This window comes from Methylorubrum extorquens, assembly GCF_024169925.1.
GTDB classification, from domain to species: domain Bacteria; phylum Pseudomonadota; class Alphaproteobacteria; order Rhizobiales; family Beijerinckiaceae; genus Methylobacterium; species Methylobacterium extorquens_A.
In genome coordinates this window covers 1,454,852-1,473,925 of the sequence record NZ_JALJXF010000001.1, presented here as the reverse complement: position 1 = coordinate 1,473,925, position 19,074 = coordinate 1,454,852, and the positions used below count along the sequence as shown (strand labels likewise).

Annotated in this window: 16 protein-coding genes and 1 pseudogene; 8 read left to right on the top strand and 9 right to left on the bottom strand. The window is 67.6% G+C overall.

Going from position 1 to position 19,074, the window contains the following annotated elements:
* Window positions 1-44 precede the first annotated feature (44 nt).
* The 4 genes from J2W78_RS07080 to J2W78_RS07065 form a co-directional block, all read right to left on the bottom strand.
* Entirely contained in the window at window positions 45-1,028 is a 984-nt protein-coding gene (locus J2W78_RS07080; RefSeq protein ID WP_437178554.1) for a FecR family protein, read from the bottom strand.
* A 54-nt stretch (window positions 1,029-1,082) separates the two neighbouring features.
* Complete coding sequence (locus J2W78_RS07075; protein ID WP_253369244.1) at window positions 1,083-1,592, bottom strand: RNA polymerase sigma factor; 510 nt, start codon at window positions 1,590-1,592, stop codon at window positions 1,083-1,085.
* Between the two features lie 760 nt (window positions 1,593-2,352).
* Window positions 2,353-3,384 (bottom strand): transporter, encoded by a 1,032-nt coding sequence (locus J2W78_RS07070; protein WP_253369242.1) that lies wholly within the window; start codon window positions 3,382-3,384, stop codon window positions 2,353-2,355.
* A gap of 247 nt (window positions 3,385-3,631) precedes the next feature.
* Window positions 3,632-4,516: an AraC family transcriptional regulator gene (locus tag J2W78_RS07065; RefSeq protein ID WP_253369240.1), complete on the bottom strand. Its 885-nt coding sequence runs from the start codon at window positions 4,514-4,516 to the stop codon at window positions 3,632-3,634.
* Window positions 4,517-4,729: 213 nt separating this feature from the next.
* Here J2W78_RS07065 and J2W78_RS07060 point away from each other — a divergent pair, with 213 nt between their 5' ends.
* Genes J2W78_RS07060 through moaA form a run of 4 tightly spaced genes read left to right on the top strand, consistent with a single transcriptional unit; the run spans window position 4,730 to window position 9,537 of the window.
* Window positions 4,730-6,856: a molybdopterin-containing oxidoreductase family protein gene (locus tag J2W78_RS07060; protein ID WP_253369237.1), complete on the top strand. Its 2,127-nt coding sequence runs from the start codon at window positions 4,730-4,732 to the stop codon at window positions 6,854-6,856.
* 40 nt (window positions 6,857-6,896) lie between these two features.
* Window positions 6,897-7,202, top strand: a complete 306-nt coding sequence (locus tag J2W78_RS07055; RefSeq protein WP_141952935.1) for a ferredoxin family protein — start codon at window positions 6,897-6,899, stop codon at window positions 7,200-7,202.
* Window positions 7,199-8,518: an FAD-dependent oxidoreductase gene (locus J2W78_RS07050; RefSeq protein WP_253369235.1), complete on the top strand. Its 1,320-nt coding sequence runs from the start codon at window positions 7,199-7,201 to the stop codon at window positions 8,516-8,518. The genes J2W78_RS07055 and J2W78_RS07050 overlap by 4 nt, the downstream gene beginning before the upstream one ends.
* Complete coding sequence (gene moaA, locus J2W78_RS07045) at window positions 8,518-9,537, top strand: GTP 3',8-cyclase MoaA (RefSeq protein WP_253369233.1); 1,020 nt, start codon at window positions 8,518-8,520, stop codon at window positions 9,535-9,537. The genes J2W78_RS07050 and moaA overlap by 1 nt, the downstream gene beginning before the upstream one ends.
* A 10-nt stretch (window positions 9,538-9,547) precedes the next feature.
* Here the strand turns inward: moaA and J2W78_RS07040 are convergent.
* From J2W78_RS07040 to J2W78_RS07020, 5 genes and pseudogenes are all read right to left on the bottom strand, one after another.
* Window positions 9,548-10,434: pseudogene (locus tag J2W78_RS07040) on the bottom strand (integrase core domain-containing protein).
* A 472-nt stretch (window positions 10,435-10,906) separates the two neighbouring features.
* Window positions 10,907-11,449 (bottom strand): gamma carbonic anhydrase family protein, encoded by a 543-nt coding sequence (locus tag J2W78_RS07035; RefSeq protein WP_253369231.1) that lies wholly within the window; start codon window positions 11,447-11,449, stop codon window positions 10,907-10,909.
* Window positions 11,450-11,476: 27 nt separating this feature from the next.
* Entirely contained in the window at window positions 11,477-12,691 is a 1,215-nt protein-coding gene (locus J2W78_RS07030; protein ID WP_253369229.1) for an alpha-hydroxy acid oxidase, read from the bottom strand.
* A 32-nt stretch (window positions 12,692-12,723) separates the two neighbouring features.
* Window positions 12,724-13,698, bottom strand: a complete 975-nt coding sequence (locus J2W78_RS07025) for a quinone oxidoreductase family protein (protein WP_253369227.1) — start codon at window positions 13,696-13,698, stop codon at window positions 12,724-12,726.
* A gap of 157 nt (window positions 13,699-13,855) precedes the next feature.
* Window positions 13,856-14,557 carry a TetR/AcrR family transcriptional regulator gene (locus tag J2W78_RS07020; RefSeq protein WP_253369225.1) on the bottom strand — a complete coding sequence of 234 codons (702 nt, stop codon included), beginning with the start codon at window positions 14,555-14,557 and terminating at the stop codon, window positions 13,856-13,858.
* A gap of 206 nt (window positions 14,558-14,763) precedes the next feature.
* Between J2W78_RS07020 and J2W78_RS07015 the strand changes: the two genes are divergently transcribed.
* Genes J2W78_RS07015 through J2W78_RS07000 form a run of 4 tightly spaced genes read left to right on the top strand, consistent with a single transcriptional unit; the run spans window position 14,764 to window position 19,074 of the window.
* The gene (locus tag J2W78_RS07015) at window positions 14,764-15,990 is read left to right on the top strand and encodes an acyl-CoA dehydrogenase family protein (RefSeq protein WP_253369224.1); all 1,227 of its coding nucleotides are present in this window, start codon (window positions 14,764-14,766) and stop codon (window positions 15,988-15,990) included.
* A 53-nt stretch (window positions 15,991-16,043) separates the two neighbouring features.
* Entirely contained in the window at window positions 16,044-17,225 is a 1,182-nt protein-coding gene (locus J2W78_RS07010) for an acetyl-CoA C-acyltransferase family protein (protein ID WP_253369222.1), read from the top strand.
* 56 nt (window positions 17,226-17,281) lie between these two features.
* Window positions 17,282-18,049, top strand: a complete 768-nt coding sequence (locus J2W78_RS07005) for an SDR family NAD(P)-dependent oxidoreductase (RefSeq protein ID WP_253369220.1) — start codon at window positions 17,282-17,284, stop codon at window positions 18,047-18,049.
* Window positions 18,050-18,051: 2 nt separating this feature from the next.
* Window positions 18,052-19,074 (top strand): phosphotransferase family protein, encoded by a 1,023-nt coding sequence (locus tag J2W78_RS07000; RefSeq protein ID WP_253369217.1) that lies wholly within the window; start codon window positions 18,052-18,054, stop codon window positions 19,072-19,074.

Genomic DNA, 19,074 nt, shown 5'->3' with positions numbered 1-19,074 from the left:
GTGCGCGAAATTCCTGATGTCCGGCGGACCACTTTTTTCGGGTATCAGGGAACTGGCCGGACCAGCACCAGCAGCGGCGTCACGCGGGTGACGCGGACCCCCATCGTTGCGGCGAGAACGTCGAGCGCCTCGTCGGTGTTGCGCGGATCGAGCGTTCCGCTGAAGCGCTTGGCCCCGGCACCCTGGCCGAGCAGCACGATGCGCCCGCGCCGGTAGCGCTCAAGCTCGTTCAGGACCGCCGCGAGGGGCTGGCCCGAGAAGATGAGCCGGCCGTCTCGCCACGCCATCGCGCGGGCGACGTCGCCGTGCTCGGCCACAAGGCGGCCGGCCGTGTCATGGACCGCGATCTCGCCGGCCTGCAGCATCGCTTGGCCATCCGATGCGACGACCTCGACCTGTCCCTCGGTCACGCCGACCGGGCTCGCGTCGCCATCGACCCGGACGAAGAAGCGCGTGCCGACAGCGCGGGCACTGATTCTCTTCCCGCGCACGATGAATGGCCGCTGACGATCCGGCAACACGTCGAACGCGGCCTCGCCGCGCAGGAGTTCGACGCCGCGCTCCTCGGCCGTGTAGTGCAGCGCCAGGGCGGTATTGGTGTTGAGATCGACCCGGCTACCGTCCGCCAGCGTCTCCGCCCTGATCGCGCCGACCTCCGTCCAGGCATCGGCCCTCAGGCGGTCGAGCATCCCCATGTCGTAGGCGAGCAGGCCGGCCACCCCGAGGATGGCGACGACGGCTATGCCCTTCGGTTTCCAGCGCCGGCCTCGGCGCGGATCGGGCACCTGACCCATCGTCCGGCGCCACGCGTCCATCTCGGCAAAGGCGTCGGCATGTGACGGATCGGCCGACCGCCACGCCTCGAACGCTTTGCGATCGGCATCGGTCGCGTCGGGCGAGGACAGGCGGGCGACCCATAGGGCAGCCTGCTCATAGATCGGATCGTCTTCGGATTCGTCCGACGTCTCGGGAGGGCTCCGCTCGTTCATGCCGATCATTGACTGCCGAAGCCGGACCGTACGGTCCATGTCGCCGTCCTATCCCTAAAGACCGGCGAGACGGCGAATTCCTGACGCTTCGGCTCAGAAAATTTCGCGGCAGGTGCGGCGCGTATGCAGGAGCGCCTTCATCAGGTGCTTCTCGACCATGTTTCGGCTGATCCCGAGACGGATTGCGATCTCGCCGTTGGCGAGCCCGTCGAACGCGCTGAGCAGGAAGGCCTCGCGGCAGCGCGGCGGCAACTCGTCGATGGCGGCGGCGACCAAGCGAAGCTGCTGGCGCGCGATCACCTGCTGCTCGATCCGCACCCGCTCGTCGGCGATCTCGGTGAAGCTCAGATCGGCGGCCGATCGGAACAGCTCCGCCTCGATCCGGCGCCGCTTGCCCAGATTGATGGCGACGTTGCGCGCGACGAAGAACAGGAAGACGCGGGGCTGCTCGATCTCGGTCCGGCCGAGCGCCCTGACCAGGCGCAGGTAGGTCTCCTGACGGGCATCGGCCGCATCGGCGGGATTGCCTAGCAGGCGCAGCAGGTAGCGTTGGAGAGCCGCCCCCTCGCTACGATGCAGCGCATCGACTGAAACCGCCTCCATAGCACCCGCTCCGAACCGCCCGGATCATCGCATCACCGCTGATCTCTTTGCGATCGAGCAAACGAGCTTCTTGAAAACTATGCAAGCATTCCAGTAGTTTATATGGCTTCTAAATTTGCAGCGCGATCGCGGCGCAAATCTTTGAGTTGCGATCTAAAACCGACGATGCCGCCTCTTGCCCGGGAGGCGAACAAGCGTCCGGAGGACTGCAACCGCACGCGAGTGTGTAGATTGCGCCACACCTTCCTATCGTGTGTCCAGCCAGAAGATGATCTGGAGCATCATCCCAAAGGTGGCTGCCGGATTTCGAGAAAAAGACGATGCAAAGCGGAAAGCGAGCGCGGCGTCCTGAATAGAATTTCAAGACGACGCGCTCGTTATCCCCACCCGATCATGATGCTCGGCATCACTCATGTCATCCAACGTGACAGTGCCGATGAGTTTGAAACGGTTGAACGACTATGGGTCTTTCTTATCTTTCGAACGTCTGCTTCGCGCCACAAGCGGAAGTGCGCTCGAGGCCCGGTAGCGGACATTTAGCGCCAACGGGCTGACCGTCCGGTGTCGACCCAACCCAGTCGTTCCGGTTCCCTGACGCGATTCTCGGAAGCGGATAGTGAGCCAAACATCGACGAACGACTGAACCTGGCCGAAAGCCGTCCACCCGCTTTAATGAGTGGACTGCGGGAAATTGGATTTTGCCGTCTCAACACGGGCAACCCGAGAAATCTCATGCCGCTCGCCGGACGGCAGCCAATTACTAAGGAAAGATCTTGGCAAGCCGCAGCTGGACGAAGGTCGCTTGCTTGGTCCCGTTCTCAACGGTGAGATCCCGCCCGATCATGGCCTGGATCTGGAAGGTCGGCTCCGGGAAGTAGGCGACCGCGAGACGGCCATACGTCGTGCCCTGGTCGTTTCGCAGCGAGACCTGCTGGAAGGATTGCTTGCCGCCGATCCTGCCGCCCAGGCCGCCCCCGACCTCCAGGGCCGGGTCGATCTTGTAACGCAGATAGGCCTGCACCTCGAATTGCGGATCCTGCGACAGCCGCCCGATGCCGCCGAGGTTGTAGCGGGCATTGTCCGAGTAGAAGGCGACGTCGCCGATCAGGTCGAGCGACCACACCGGATCGAAGTGTTTGACGTAGGCCGCCTGGATGACGCCCTGCCAGCGATTGGCGCCGAAGTTCAGCGGCTGGGTCGCGTCGTAAGTCCCGGTCGGCGCGATGAGATACGGAGTTATGGCGAAGACGTCGTTGAACGCGGTGTCGAGCTTGAACTTGAACGGGGCCGCCAGGATGATGTCGCCGACGCCGCCCGGCGATCCGAGGGGGGCCAGCACGCCGCCGGTGGAGATCGCGCCCACGGGCAAGAGGAATTGCGGGTCGACCGTTACGCCTGGGGCGATTTCATAGACGTGCAGGAGGCGGATGACGCCGACATTCGTATCGAGTTTCGCATCGGATGTGGTCTTGGTCCCTCGCGCGTAGGCCTCGTCCCCGTGCCCGTGCTGATAGTAGAGCAATCCGATCGTCGCTCCGGACGGAAACTGCTCGTAATCGCCCGGGTTGACCTCAAGTGCCTCGGCGCTGAAGCTCAGGCTCGCCCCGAGAATGACCGAAATCAGGCCTAGTCCAAATCTGACATTCATCATGCACCCCTCGCCCCGGTTCTGATCTCGGGGATTTCTTGAGAGGAAGCTCCCGGATTTTCCGCCCGGGGTCGTTATCCGCAAACATCTTTCGCTGTTCGATTCCTGCGGAAGCCGCCGGCTCGGTCGCGGATCGACCGCCACGGCGGTCCGATCATCGGTGGCCGACCTTCGCACGGACGGGGCGCACGAGGGCCGTCGGCGACGGGCAGTCCGTTTCTTAGAGCATCATCCCGAAAGGTGGCTTCCGGCTTTCGGAAAAAGATGATGCAAAAACAGAAGCCTAGAGCATCGTCCTGGATCCGATATCCAGGACGATGCTCTAGGCGGGGACGAACGGCATCGTGCATCCACCGTCCGGCGGACGCTGCTACGGCGCGAGGCGCGAAGCCTATCTTTGGGCGGAGGCGCGCAACTGGGCTGGGGTCACGCCCATCGTGTTGCGGAAGGCGCGGGTGAAGTTCGCTTGCGACGAGAAGCCGGTCGCTGCCGCGATCTCGGCGATTTGGGTATCCTCGGTTAGCAGCCGGTGCTTGGCGAGATCGAGCCGGCGCCCGCTCACATACTCGTAGGGTGTCCGTCCCGTCGCCGCGCGGAAGCTGCGGGTGAAGTGGGCGACGCTCATGCAGGCGACGGCCGCGAGGTCAGCCACCGCGAAATCGTCGAACAGATGGGCCGCGATGAAATCCTCCACCCGTTCCAGGCGCCGCCGGTCGAGCGGCTTATCGGCGCTCTCCTTCGCCTGAACGTTTGCGGCCGAATAGCGGTGCACGAGATGGGCGGCGAGCGCGACACCCAGTGATTCGATGAGAAGCCGCCCGGCCGCGGTCTCGTCCTCCAGCTCCTCGATGATCCGTCCCGCGACGAGCTCGATGAAGGGATCCTGCGCGATGACCTCATAACGCAGCTCGACCCGGGCCGGGTCGATGTCGAGGTCGCGCAGCAGCGTCTCCGTGAACGGACGGCCCGGCAGGAAGATGTGCAGGCAGTCGATCATCGGATCGGAGATGTTGACGTATTCCTCTTCGATCCCGGCCGGGCACAGCCAGACCGTGCCGCGATGGCCGTGGGTCTGCTGGCGCCGGCCACTGCCGACCCGTTCGACGAAGGTCCGGCCGCGCAGCAGGATGGCGATCTCGGTGTCGCGCGGGGTGAGGGCCGGCAATTCGCCGGGCATATGGCTCCAGCGCTCAGCATGCAGGTGCGACCAGCGCAGGCGGTTCGACGTGTCGAGCAGCCGTCCGGTCACGTACTTGTCGACCGAATGCCCCAGCATGCCTGATTCCCTCCTCCAAAAGCTCGAACGATTCCAATCGACAAGCACATCCCGCGCCAAGGCATCGTCGGCGCGCGGAACCGAAGCACTCCGCTCCTTCGGGCACAGGACCGCACTTCAGGAACACGAAGGCGCAGGCCGCGATAAAGCCCGTTGCCTCGTTTGTTGGCAGGCTCTCCTCCTGTTCAAAAACTGGTCAGCCGGAGAGTGGATATGGCCCGCGAAGTCGTCATCGGCGCATGCCCGCACGATTGCCCCGACACCTGCTCGATCCTGACGACGGTCGAGGATGGCAAGGCGATCGCGGTGCGGGGCAATCCGGACCATCCCTTCACCAAGGGGCGCCTCTGCGTGAAGGTCAACGACTACCAGAACCGGGTCTACAGCGACCAGCGCCTGCTCTATCCGATGAAGCGCGTCGGCCCGAAGGGCAGCGGTCAGTTCGCGCGGATCACCTGGGACGAGGCTCTGGACGAGATCGCCGGCCGCTGGAAGGCGATCATCGCCGAGAGCGGGGCGCAGGCGATCCTGCCCTACAGCTATCTCGGCACCCAGGGCATCATCAACGGTCTCAATGTCGGCGATCCGCTGTTCAACAAGCTCGGCGCCAGCGTCTGCGAGCGCACTTTCTGCGATTCCGGCTCATGCACCGCCTACATGATGACGATCGGCCATACGCCGGGGGTCGATCCCGAGAGCTTCGTCCATTCGAAGTACATCATCCTGTGGGCCTGCAACACGCTCAGCACCAACTCGCACCATTGGCCGTTCATCGAGCAGGCCAAGCGCAACGGCGCCAAGCTGGTGGTGATCGATCCGGTTCGCACGCGCACGGCGCGGCTGGCCGACTGGCACATCCCCATCCGCCCCGGCACCGACGGGGCGCTGGCGCTCGCGATGATGCACATCATCATCAAGGAAGGGCTCACCGACCGCGACTACATCGATAAGCACACGATCGGCTTCGACGAGCTCGCCGAGCGGTGCGAGGCCTACACCCCGGAATTCGCCTCGGCCGAGACCGGCATCCCCGTCGAGGATATCCTCAAGCTGACCCGCGAATACGCCAAGACGCCCCCGGCGGTGGTGCGGATCGGCGTGGCGGTGGAGCGCCACGCGGGCGGCGGCCAGACCGTTCGGGCGATCGCCTGTCTGCCGGCGCTGATCGGGGCCTGGAAGCATGTGGGCGGCGGCCTGCTGCAATTGCCGATCTGGGCCTTCCCGGTGAACTGGCCCGGCCTGATGCGGCCGGACCTCCAGCCCGAGACCATGCGGGTGATCAATTCCTGGACGCTCGGCCCGGCACTCGCCGGCGAGATGCCCCTCGATCCGCCGATCCGCGCCCTGTTCGTCTACAACGCCAACCCGATGGCGATGGTCTCGCAGCAGCAGACGATCGAGCGCGGTCTGGCGCGCGAGGATCTGTTCACGGTGGTGAGCGAGCACTTCCTGACCGACACGGCGCGCTATGCCGACATCGTGTTGCCGGCCACCACCCAGCTCGAACAGGCGGACATCATGTTCTCCTGGGGGCACCTCTACCTGTCCTACAACAACCCGGCCATCGCTCCCCTCGGCGAGGCGGTTCCGAACACCGAGCTGTTCCGCCGGCTCGCCAGGGCCATGGACATAGAGGATCCGTTCTTCTTCCGCTCCGACGACGCGATGATCGCGGACTCGATGGACTGGTCGAGCCCGGTGCTGGCCGGCATCACCCTCGATGAGCTGAAGCAGAAGGGCTACATGCGCCTGACGATGGACGCGGCCGATTCCTGGGCGCCCCATCGCGATGGCAACTTTCCGACCGCATCCGGCAAATGCGAGTTCAAGTCGAGCCTGGCCGCGGGCGGCAACTTCGTCGCCCCGCTATTCCGCCAGGGCTATGGCGGCGATCAGGCGGGCGAACCGGTCGATCCGCTGCCGCACTACCTGCCCCCGAACGAGAGCCCGCGCACCGCGCCAGCCCTGGCCAAGCGCTTCCCCTTGAGCCTGATCTCGCCGAAAAGCCACGCATTCCTGAACTCGAACTACGGCAACCTGCCGGCCCAGGTGGCGCAGGCGGGCGAGCAGCAGGCGGTGCTGCTGCACCCGGAGGATGCCGGGCCGCGCGGCATCGCTGCTGGAACCCCGATCCGCGTGTTCAACGAGCGGGGCGCGTTCGAGGCCTTCGCGACCCTCTCGGCTGACGTGATGCGGGGCGTCGTGGTCGCGCCAGCGGGCTTCTGGCAGCGCTCCAACCAGCGCGGACCCACCGTCCACGCCCTGACGCCGCCGGCTTTCGCCGATCTCGGCCGCGCCCCGACCTTCTCCGACATGCTCGTGGACGTGGCCGCGGCCTGACGGCCCCGCTCCCCCTTGGAACAGCGTAGGTGAAACAGACATGGCTTATGTCGTTACGGATGCGTGTCGCGGGTGTCGCTACACGGAATGCGTCACCGTCTGTCCGGTCGAATGCTTCCATCTCGACGAGCAGATGACCTATATCGACCCCGAGAATTGCATCGATTGCGGCGGCTGCGCGCCGATCTGCCCAGTCGGCGCGATCCACCCGTCCTGGCAGATGCCGGTCGGCAAGGGCGAATGGGTCGAGATCAACCGCCTGCGGGCGGCCGAGACCCCGGTGATCGCCGCCAAGATCCCGCCGCTGCCCGGCGCCGACGAACAGGCCAGGCGGCTGGCCTCATGAGCGCGCCGCATCGCATCGCAGTGGTCGGGAGCGGGCCGGCCGGGTTCTACGCGGCCGAGGCGCTGCTGCGCTCGGGCACGCCTGTGGCGGTGGACCTGTTCGAGCGTCTGCCCGCCCCGTTCGGGCTCGTCCGGTTCGGCGTCGCGCCGGACCATCCGAAGCTGAAGCAGGTGACCACGGTGTTCGACCGGATCGCCGGCCTGCCCGGTTTCCGCTTCGTAGGCGGGATCGAGGTCGGTGCCGATGTGAGCGTTCCCGAGTTGAGGGCCTGCTACCATGCCGTCATCCTGGCCAACGGCGCGTCCCTCGACCGGCGGATGGGCATTCCCGGCGAGGATCTGGCCGGAAGCCATCAGGCGGGTGCCTTCATCGGCTGGTACAACGGCCATCCCGACGCGGCCGGTCTGTCCTTCGACCTCTCGGCGGAGCGGGCGGTGGTGATCGGGCATGGCAACGTCGCCCTCGATGTCGCCCGCATCCTCCTCAAGACCCCCGACGAATTGCGCCACACCGACATCGCCGCCCACGCGCTGGACGCCCTCGCGGAGAGCCGAATCCGCGAGGTGCAGATCGTCGGGCGCGGCGGGGTCGCCCGCGCGCGCTTCTCCCCGAAGGAACTCGGCGAATTCGGCGCGCTCGCCGATTGCGCCACCGGGCTCGATTCCGACGACCTGCCCGGCGGCGTTCCGGAACCGCCGGTGGAAGCCGGCGCGGAGGCGCGCGCCAATGCGGCTATCCTGCGCGGCTTCTCCGAGGCCCACGGCGGTTCGGGCAAGCGGCGGCGATGCCTGATCCGCTTCGGCCTGGAGCCTGTCCGCTTGGCGGGGGAAGACCGGGTCGAACGCCTGCATCTGCGCCGGCCCGACTCTGACCGGACGCTCGCCCTCGAATGCGGACTTGTCGTCGCCAGCATCGGGCGCCGGACCGCGCCGGTGGCGGGAATCCCTTACGACGCGCAGGCGGGCGTTCATGCCAATCTCGGTGGCCGGATCGTGACGGACGGCGTGCCGGTGCCGGGCCTCTATACCTGCGGCTGGAGCAAGCGCGGTCCGCACGGCACGATCGGGACCAACCGCGCCTGCGGCGTGGAAACGGCGGCGGCTGTGCTCGCCGACCTCGCGACCCTCCCGTTTCCAGTCGGGAGTGCGGACGCTCTGGTGGCCAGCCTGGCGGAGCGGACCGGGCACACCATCGACTACGCCGCATGGCGCCGGATCGAGGCCGCTGAGACCGCGCGCGGACAGTCGGTCGGCAAACCGCGCGAAAAATTCGTCACGCGCGCCGAGATGCTCGCGGTCGCCGGCGAGGCGGCCTGATGGCGTCGCAGGGGGCGGCCCCAGCCTGTGGGCTCATCGACGGCTTCGGACGGCGTGTGACCTATCTGCGCCTCTCGGTCACCGACCGGTGCGACCTGCGCTGCGTCTACTGCATGTCGGAGGATATGAGCTTCCGCCCCCGGCGGGACATCCTGAGCCTGGAGGAACTGACACGGCTGGCCCGGCTGTTCATCGCCCGCGGCATCGACAAGCTGCGCATCACCGGCGGCGAGCCGCTGGTGCGACCGGGCATCCTCGACCTGTTCGCGGCGCTCTCCGAGCCGCTGCGCACCGGCGCGCTGCGCGAACTCACCCTCACCACCAACGGAACGCAGCTCGCCCGCTTCGCGGAGGACTTGGCCCGGGCGGGGGTGCGCCGGATCAACGTCTCGCTCGACACCCTCGACTCCGAGCGGTTCCGAGTGCTGACCCGCGGCGGCTCGCTCGCCAAGGTGCTGCACGGGATCGCGGCGGCCCAAGCGGCGGGGCTCACGGTCAAGCTCAACGTGGTGGCGCTGAAGGACGGGACCGAGCAGGAGATCCACGATCTCATCGCCTTCGCCCACGGCCGGGACATGGCGCTCAGCCTGATCGAGACCATGCCGCTGGGCGATGTCGGCGTCGACCGGCTCGATCAATACTTGCCCCTCGACCTCCTGCGGCAGCGGATCGCGGAGCGCTGGACCCTCTCCGACCTTTCTATGCGCAGCGGCGGCCCAGCCCGCTACGCGCGGGTCGCCGAGACGGGCGGTCTGATAGGTTTCATCACGCCGCACACTCACAATTTCTGCGCGGATTGCAATCGGGTGCGGGTCACCGCGGCCGGTATCCTGCATAGCTGCCTAGGCCAAGACGACGCCACCGACCTGCGGACGATGCTGCGGACCGCCGGCGCGGATGACGCTGTCGTAAGCCTGATCGATCAGGCCATCGGCCGAAAGCCGAAGGGCCACGATTTCGTCTTTCGCCATGGCGCACCCCCTAACCTCGCCCGACGCATGTCGGAGACCGGTGGTTGATGCGATCTGGTCATGCCATGATGAGAGGAAGCAGCGTCGTCTCACTGTTTGGTCCCGGCATTCGGTGGAGCGGGTCTGACCTGAATTTGCCTGGGTCAGCAGACCCTGCCTCGCAGATGGCTTCATAGGGCGTGTGGCCCCGCAGGGTCTTCAGGCGGCGGCCAAAGTTGTAGGCGCTGACGAAGTCGGCCAGATGGCCTGAAGCTGTGCGTGGCGATCGTAATGATAGCGCTTGACCGTCGCGTCCTTGATCGTGCGGTTCATCCGCTCGACTTGCCCATTCGTCCAGGGGTGCCGCGGCTTGGTGAGGCGATGGACGATAGTGTTGCGGGCGCAGGCGGACTCGAAGCTGCGAGCGCGGAACGTCTCGCCGGCTGCAATCGCCTCCCTGATAATGGAAGCGGCCGAAGCGACGTTGCCGGGCGTGGTTAGAGCGCATTCCGACGAAGTGGAAACCGGTTCGTCGAAAGAGTGCGCGTCAAAACAAGGATCGAGAGACGCCGGCCTGATGCAATCAGGTCGGATACGGCTCTAAGGGGTGCCATCGGCTGATAGCGTGGCGCTGTAGGCAGCGATGCAGCGACGAACGGGTCAGGTGCGGGATCGTGGCCTGGAGCGCGTAGAGGCAGTCGTCCTGCGGCAGGAGCGTGTGGCGACGAAAGGCGACCACCACCGCCTCGTCCTCGGGTGACAGCACGGTTGAATGCGGATCCTTCGGCCCCGTGCGCTGGTCGGCGACCGAGCTCCGCTGCCTCCACTTGGGGACCGTCTTTTGGTTGATCCCATGGCGCTTCGAGAGCGCCCTTAGGCTCGCTTGACGATGCTGGCCGCTCGACGGATCGCCGCCTTCGTTGTAGCGCTGCCGTGAAGAACCTGGCCTGTTGCGCGTCCCTCCACTCCGACGTGAAAAGTGCACCATCGAACCCTGGGATCAAACACCTAGTGCCATCGATGAATGGGCTTAACGCGGAAGGCGCAGAAGGCGGCCACGGCGCGGGTCGGGTCCGGGCTTTAGGCCCATGACGCGTTGTGGAGTCCTATGGGCCCTACGATACTTCCGCTGATCACGGACCTGCGTCGTTCTGGAGACGTTCGTCAATCCGGCATCGCGTGCGTTCGGCAAGGCCGCCGCACTGCTGGGAAGAGCCGCTCCACCAAGCAAGGCACAGATGATCAGGGCCCGAGCCGATTGCAACATGATGGCAGAACTCCCGCTGGCAGTCGAAGCGGCAACTGACAGGCGCCTCATCTGTTCCCGATGACAGTCATAGCCTCCGGCTCAGAGCCGGTTCTTTGATCTTCGACACGCCCCCGAAGCTCTGTTCTGCTAACCGCCTCTGATCGCGCTGGCCGCTGCGTCGGCGGCGACTCAAGAACGTTCCGGCACAACTGGCTCCAACTCTCTCAGGAACCGCTTGCCGTTGCCGACATACTGCTCGGCCGCCATCCGCGTCATCGCGGTGATGTCCATCTCCCTGGCCGGGACCGCTTTGGCGGGCACTCCGACGATGAGACTGCCGTCGGGAAACTCGGCGCCCTCACGGACGAGGGCGTTCGCGCCGACGATGCAGCCCCGGCCGATCCGGGCCCCGTTGAGCACTGTGGCGCCCATGCCGATCAATGTGTCGTCGCCGATCGTGCAGCCGTGGACGATGGCGCCGTGCCCGATGGTGACGCCCTCCCCGATCGTGAGCGGAAAGCCGGGGTCGGCGTGCAGCACCGCCCCGTCCTGGATGTTGGTGCGGTCGCCAATCGCGATCGGATCGTTATCGCCGCGGATCACCGCCCCGAACCAGATGCCGACATCGAGGCCGATGCGTACACGGCCGATGACGTGAGTGCCCGGCGCGATCCAGACCCGGTTCGCGTCCGCGATGTGCGGGGCGTGCTCACCCAACCGATAGAGTGTCATGATCCGTCCTTTCTCGTCGTTCCCGCCTCAGCCCGCTTGGCGCGCCGGACCGAGCGGGCGCGGGCGGCGCTCGACGAGGCCCGGCTGCGGCGATGACCCGCGCGGACGGTGGAGAATATCGCCATCGACAGTGCGGATGTCGCGCCGTCCGCAGAAGGCCATCGTCATGTCGAGCTCCTTGCGGATGATGTCGAGGCAGTGCGTGACGCCGCGCTCGCCCAAAGCCCCGACGCCGTAGACGTAGGGGCGACCGATGAAGACGCCCTTGGCGCCGAGGGCGACCGCCTTGATGACGTCCTGGCCCGAGCGGATGCCGCCGTCCATGAAGACCTCGGTGCGGTGGCCGACCTCGGCCACGATCTCGGGAAGCGCCGCGATCGAGGAGATCGCCCCGTCGAGCTGACGTCCGCCATGGTTCGAGACGATGAGCGCCTCCGCGCCGGTGTTGACGGCCGCGGCCGCGTCCTCGGGATCGAGGATGCCCTTCAGGATCAGCGGGCCCTTCCAGCGATCCTGGATGCGGCGGACGTCGTCCCAGCTCAGGCGCGGGTCGAACTGCTCCGTAGTCCAGGACGAGATCGAGCGCGTGTCGCGCACCCCCTCGGCATGGCCGACGACGTTGCGCAGGGAGCGCCGCTTGGTGCCGAGCATGCTGAGACACCAGCGCGGCTTGGTCATCAGATTGGCGAGGGTGGCCAACGTCGGCTTCGGCGGGGCCGAGAGGCCGTTGCGGATATCCTTGTGGCGCTGGCCCATGATCTGAAGGTCGAGGGTCAGAACCAGCGCGGTGCAGCCCGCGGCACGGGCACGGTCGATCAGCCGGTCGTTGAAGCTGCGGTCGCGCAGGAAGTAGAGCTGGAACCAGAACGGCTGATCCACCGCCTCCGCCACGTCCTCGATCGAGCAGATGCTCATGGTCGAGAGCGTGAACGGCACGGCGGCCTTGGCCGCGGCGCGGGCCGCCAGGATCTCGCCGTCGGCCCGTTGCATCCCGACGATGCCGCAGGGGGCGAGCGCCACCGGCATCGATACCGGCTGTCCGACCATGGTCGTGGCGAGCGAGCGGTTCGACATGTCGACCGCCACGCGCTGGCGCAGCTTGATCGCTGCGAAGTCGGCCTCGTTCGCCCGGTAGGTCGATTCGGTCCACGAGCCGGAATCGGCGTAGTCGTAGAACATGCGCGGCACGCGCCTCTCGGCGAGCACGCGCAGATCCTCGACGGTGGTGATGGTACGGGTCATGGCGATCAGTCGGACCGTGCTTCGTGACGGGATCAGGGGATGAGGATGACCGCCCCGGTGGTGCGGCGGGCCTCCAGGATGCGGTGGCTCTCGCCGGCCTGATCCAGCAGCAGCGCGAGGAAGGTCTCCGGCCGGATGATCCCGGCCGCGATTGCCGCGAAAAGCTCGCCTGCCATCGCATCGAGCGAGGCCCGGGCGCGCAGGTGGTGGAACACGATCGGCCGCACCAGCGCGTTCGACTTGGCGGCCAGCGCCGAGGGCGACAGCGGCTCGACCGGGCCCGAGGCCTGGCCGTAATTCACCAGCGTGCCGAGGAAGCCGAGGCTTTCGAGCGAGCCGAGAATGGTGTCGCGGCCGACCGCGTCGTAGGCGGCCGCCACTCCCTCCCCGCCCGTGATCGCGCGCACGCGGGCGGAAAAGTCTTCCTCCCGGTAGAGGATGACGTGGTCCGCGCCCGCGCGGGTCGCGACCTCCGCCTTCTCGCGGCTGCCGACCGTGCCGATCACCCGCGCGCCGAGATGCCGGCCCCAAGCGCAGAGCAACTGCCCGACGCCGCCTGCGGCCGCGTGGACGAGGATTGTCTCCCCGGCCGAGACCCGGTGGACGCGCCGCAGCAGCATGCAGGCGGTCAGACCCTTCAGCAGGATCGAGGCCGCTGCCTCGTCGCTCAATGTATCGGGAAGCGGTACCGCCAGATCAGCCGGCAACAGCCGGGCCTCGGCATAGGCCCCGTAGCCACGGCTGACATAGCCGACGCGCTGGCCCGGCACGAGCCCCTCGACGCCGTCGCCGACGGCCTCGACCTGGCCCACCGCCTCGATGCCTGGAATGCCGGGCAGCGGCAGAGTCTGGTAGAGGCCCGACCGGACGTAGCAATCGTGGAAGTTCACGCCGATCGCCGTCTGTCGGAGGCGGATCTCACCGGGGCCGGGCGGGCCGATCTCGACCTTTTCGAGGCGCAGGGCTTCGGGGCCGCCGGGCTCGCGCAAGACGATCGCGCGGGTCACAGGAGCATCCTCCGCGCGTTGCGGGTGCCGGTGTTCATCGTCGCTCTCCTCCCTCGGGCGGCTCGTTCCCCCGTTTGGGCACCGCCTCGCGTCGTTCGATCGGCTCGGCCGGCGCGCCGAGCCCGTCACCCGCGACGGCGGGCGACCACGCGTTTCGTCAAGCCTTGACGATCGCGCGCTCAACGAAGGTGATGACGCCGTCGATGTAGGTCTGGATCGGCGTGCCGCGCTTCCGGTACTTGGCACGCTTCACGTACCAGTCCTGCAGCAGCGGCTTGATCAGGGATGCCGTCAGCGTCACGTTCTCGATCGCGAACGCTCCTTGCGCGACGCCCCGGTCCAGCACGTCCGAAAAGATCCGCTCGGTGGTGAGCTCGCTCTCCGTGGCGAGGTTGCGGGCCGGAGCCGGAAACCCCTTGGCTTCCATGTAGGCGAAAACGAACCAGGGCTGCATCGCTTCCGTGAGGCGGATATGCGTCTCGATGAGCCAGCGCAGGTGCTCCACTGGCTTCTCAGGCAACCCTTCGGGCACGTCGCGCAAAACCGCCTCGACGGTCTCGGCGACTTCCGTCAGGATCATCACCAGCAGCGTGTTCTTGTTGTCGAAGTACGAGTAGAGCCCGCCCATGCTCAGGCCGGAATCCTTGGCAAGGTCGCGCAGGCTCGTCTCGTGAAAACCCTGCCGGCTCGACAGCCTCAGCACCGCCTCGATGATCTTGGCGAGGTTGGCGGTGGCCAGGTGCGGCTTGCGCACGCTGACCCGATCCCGATGGCGCTCGAGGATGCGCGCGCAGATCGCCTCCGTGGAATAGGCATCGCGGGCATGGGTCGGGGATTGAAGCGCTTGGGCGGATCTCATCGCTCGATCATCGCGCACCGTTTCCGGGCGTCAATTGCACATGTCAGCCGCAGGGGGCGGCGCGTCTCGGAAACGGTCGAGGGCGAATGCCGGTCTCGTGAGGCTGTCGGCCAGCCATAACCGGTTGCCAAGCCGGAATCCAGGCAGTAAAAAACGAGCGCTCGCTCGATTTTCGGCGGCGACGACGCCCCGAGAGGCCAACCGGCATGGATTTCACCATCACCCCCCGCGTGGAGGCGTTTCGCGCCCGGATCGCCGCCTTCGTCGATGCGGAGATCCTGCCGCTCGAGCGTGATCCGGCCTCTTACGACGGGCACGGCAACATCGCCGCCGATGCCCTGCAGCGCCTGCGTGGCCTCGCCCGCGAGCAGGGCCTGTGGTGCCTTCAGCTCAAGGAGGAGACCGGCGGCATGGGGCTTGGCAAGGCCGGGATGGCGGTCTGCTACGAGGCGATGAACCGATCGATCTTCGGACCCGTCGTGTTCAACTCGGCCGCTCCCGACGACGGCAACATGATGGTGCTCGAAGCCGCGGCCACCCCGGCCCAGAAGAGCCGCTGGCTCGACCCGATCGTGCGCGGCGAGGTCCGCTCGGCCTTCGCGATGACCGAGCCGCATCCCGGTGGCGGGTCCGACCCCTCGATGATCCGCACCTATGCCGAGCGGCGCGGCGACCGCTACGTCATCAACGGCCGCAAGTGGTTCATCACCGGCGCGGAGGACGCGGCGCACTTCATCGTCATCGCGCGCACCTCCGATGATGCGCGCAAGGGGCTCACCGCCTTCTTGTTCCACCGCGACCAGCCGGGCTGGCACATCGTGCGCCGCATCGGGATCATGGGGCCGGAGGAGCATGGCGGTCACTGCGAGATCGCCTTCGAGGGCCTCGAAGTGCCGGCCGAGAACGTGCTCCTGAAGGAGGGCGATGGCCTCAAGCTGACGCAGATCCGGCTCGGACCGGCGCGGCTGACCCATTGCATGCGCTGGCTCGGCCTGTCGAAGCGCTGCGTCGAGATTGCCCGCGACTACGCCGCGCAGCGCGAGGGCTTCGGCGTGAGGCTCGCCGACCGTGAGAGCATCCAACTCATGCTCGGCGATCTCGCCATGCGCATCGAGATCGGGCGTCTTCTCGTCATGAAGGCGGCCTGGGCGCTCGACCAGGGAAGCTTCGCCCGCAAGGAAATCTCGATGGCGAAGGTCCACGTCGCCAATCTCGTGCACGCCGCGGCCGACACCGCGATCCAGATCAACGGTGCGCGCGGCTACTCGCAGGACACCGTGCTGGAGTGGATCTACCGCTACGCCCGGCAGGCACGGCTCGTCGATGGCGCCGACGAGGTCCACAAGATGGTGCTCAACCGCAACCTGGAGGCCGAGGGCGACGCCTTCTGGCGCTGGCCGGTCGAGGGTGAATCCATCGGGCATCGCGCCTGACCGACGCCCCCCACCTGCCCTGCCCTCCTGCCGATACAAGAAGCGGAACAAAGATGTCTGACGGGGTCGTGATCGTTTCCGGTGTGCGCACCGCCATCGGCACCTTCGGTGGGTCGCTCGCCGCCGTGCCGCCGGCCCAACTCGGAGCTCTCTGTGTCGCCGAAGCGCTGCGGCGCGGCGCGGTCGCGGCTGAGAGCGTCGGCCATGTCGTGTTCGGCCACGTGATCCCGACCGAGCCGCGCGATGCCTACCTGCCGCGGGTGGCGGCAATGGAGGCCGGCATTCCCAAGGAAACGCCCGCCATGGCGGTCAACCGCCTCTGCGGCAGCGGCCTGCAGGCGATCGTCTCGGCCGCCCAATCGATCTTTCTCGGCGATGCCGAGGTCGCGGTCGCGGGCGGGGCCGAGAGCATGAGCCGTTCACCCCATCACCTCTCCGCCGCCCGCTTCGGCCAGAAGATGGGCGACGTCACGGCCGTCGATTACATGATCGGCGTGCTGAGCGATCCCTTCGGCGCTGGCCACATGGGCATCACCGCCGAGAACGTCGCGACCCGCTACGGCATCTCGCGCGAGGCGCAGGACGCTTTTGCGGCGCAGAGCCAGGCCCGCGCTGGGGCCGCGATCGAGGCGGGCCGCTTCCGCGACCAGATCCTGCCGGTCGAGGTGCAGGTGAAGCGCCAGACGGTCGCCTTCGACACCGACGAGCACCCGAAGGCGACGACCGAGGCGGATCTGGGCAAGCTGCGCCCGGCTTTCCGCAAGGACGGCTCGGTCACCGCCGGCAACGCCTCGGGCCTCAACGACGGCGCCGCCGCGCTGGTGCTGATGAGCGAGGCCCGCGCCAAGGCCGAAGGCCGCACGCCGCTGGCCCGCATCGTCGGCTACGCCCATGCCGGCGTCGCCCCCGACGAGATGGGGATGGGCCCGGTGCCCGCGGTGCGCCGCCTGATGGAGCGCACCGGTCTGCGCGCCGCCGATTTCGACGTGATCGAATCGAACGAGGCCTTCGCGTCCCAGGCCTGCGCCGTGTCCCAGGCGCTCGACCTCGACCCCTCGCGGGTGAACCCGAACGGCGGCGCCATCGCCCTCGGCCACCCGATCGGCGCCACCGGGGCGATCATCACGGTCAAGGCACTCTACGAATTGGCCCGCATCCAGGGCCGCTTCGGCCTCGTGACCATGTGCATCGGCGGCGGCCAAGGCATCGCGCTGGCGGTCGAACGCACGAACTGAAGCGCCGCCCGAACGGGACGCCAGATCCCGGGCGGATCGGGGCGAGGGAGGGGACCTTGAGCGGATTGTTCGATCTCACCGGTCGGCACGTACTCGTGACCGGCGCCTCGAGCGGCCTCGGGCGGCACTTCGCGGGCACGCTGGCGCGGGCCGGGGCGCGGCTGACGCTCGGCGCGCGCCGGGCTGAGGCGCTGGCCGAGACCGTCGCGCACGTCGAGGCCGAGGGCGGCCAGGCGCACGCCGTCGTCATGGACGTGACCGATGCAGGCAGTATCGAGCGGGCGCTGGATGCCGCCGAGGAGCGGTTCGGCCCGGTCGCGGTGCTGATCAACAATGCCGGCGTGACGGTGACGCGGCCCGCCCTCGACCTCGACGAGGCGGACTGGGACGGCGTGATCGACACCAACCTCAAGGGCGTCTGGCTCGCCGCGCAGGCCACCGCCAAGCGGATGGTCCGGCACGGCACCGGCGGCAGCGTCGTCAACGTCGCCTCGATCCTCGGCCTGCGGGTGGCCGGGGCGGTCGCGCCCTACACCGTGTCGAAGGCGGGCGTTGTGCAGCTCACCAAGGCGCTCGCCCTCGAATGGGCACGCCACGGCATCCGCGTGAATGCGCTCGCCCCCGGCTACATCCAGACCGAGCTGAACGACGCCTTCTTCGAATCAGAGGCCGGCAAGGCGCTCATGAAACGAGTGCCCCAGCGCCGCCTCGGCGCCGCGGGCGAACTCGACGGCGCCCTTCTCCTCATGGCCTCCGATGCCGGCAGCTACATGACCGGCAGCATCATCGCCGTCGATGGCGGCCACCTCGTATCGAGCCTTTAGAGATGATGGACGAGCATCAAAGGGTCGCTCTGCGCGACTGGCTCCGTGCGCGCCTGGAAGCGCCCGATCTCACGATCGAGGGCATGGAGACGCTGAGCGGCGGCTCGATCCAGGAGAACTGGATGTTGCGCTGCGCCCTGCGCGGTGACGCGCGCAGGTTCGTGCTGCGCAAGGACTCGGCCGCGACGATCGCGTCGAGCCGACCGCGCGCGGAAGAATTCGCCATCATGTCGGCGGCGTGGCGGGCCGGCGTGCGCGTGCCCGAGCCCGTCGGCTTCTGCCACGATGCCGGCGTGATCGGCGCGCCGTTCGCGGTGATGGGGCTGGTGGAGGGCGTCGGCCTCGGCCCCCGCGTCGCCAAGGATCTGAGCCTCGGCGGCGACCGGGAGGCGCTGGCCGAGGATCTCGGGCGCGAACTCGCCAAGATCCATGGAGTTCTGCGCGGTGCGCCGGATGGCGACCTCGCCTTCCTCGACGCGCCGGCCTCCGACCCGGCGCTGGCCGGAATTGCCACCATGCGCGCCACCCTCGACGCGATCCGCGCTCCGCGGCCCGCGGTCGAGTGGGGCCTGCGCTGGGCCGAGCGCCACGCACCGGCCTGCGCCGAGCCGACCCTGGTTCACCGCGACTTCCGCACCGGCAACTACATGGTCGATGCCCACGGGCTGACCGCGATTCTCGATTGGGAATTCTCCGGCTGGGGCGACCCGATGGAGGATATCGGCTGGTTTTGCGCCGAGTGCTGGCGCTTCGGTCGGCCCAAGCTGGAGGCCGGCGGCATCGGCTCGCGCGCCGCCTTCTACCGCGGCTACGAGGCCGAGAGCGGACGGCGCATCGATGCGGGGGCCGTGCGCTACTGGGAGGTCATGGCGCATCTGCGCTGGGCCGTCATCGCCCTCGAACAGGGCTACCGTCACATCTCCGGGGCCGAGCCTTCCTTGGAACTGGCGCTGACCGGCCGCCTCACCCCCGAATTGGAGCGCAGCATCCTGCGCGACACCGCACCGGCTCACTGGACCGCCTGA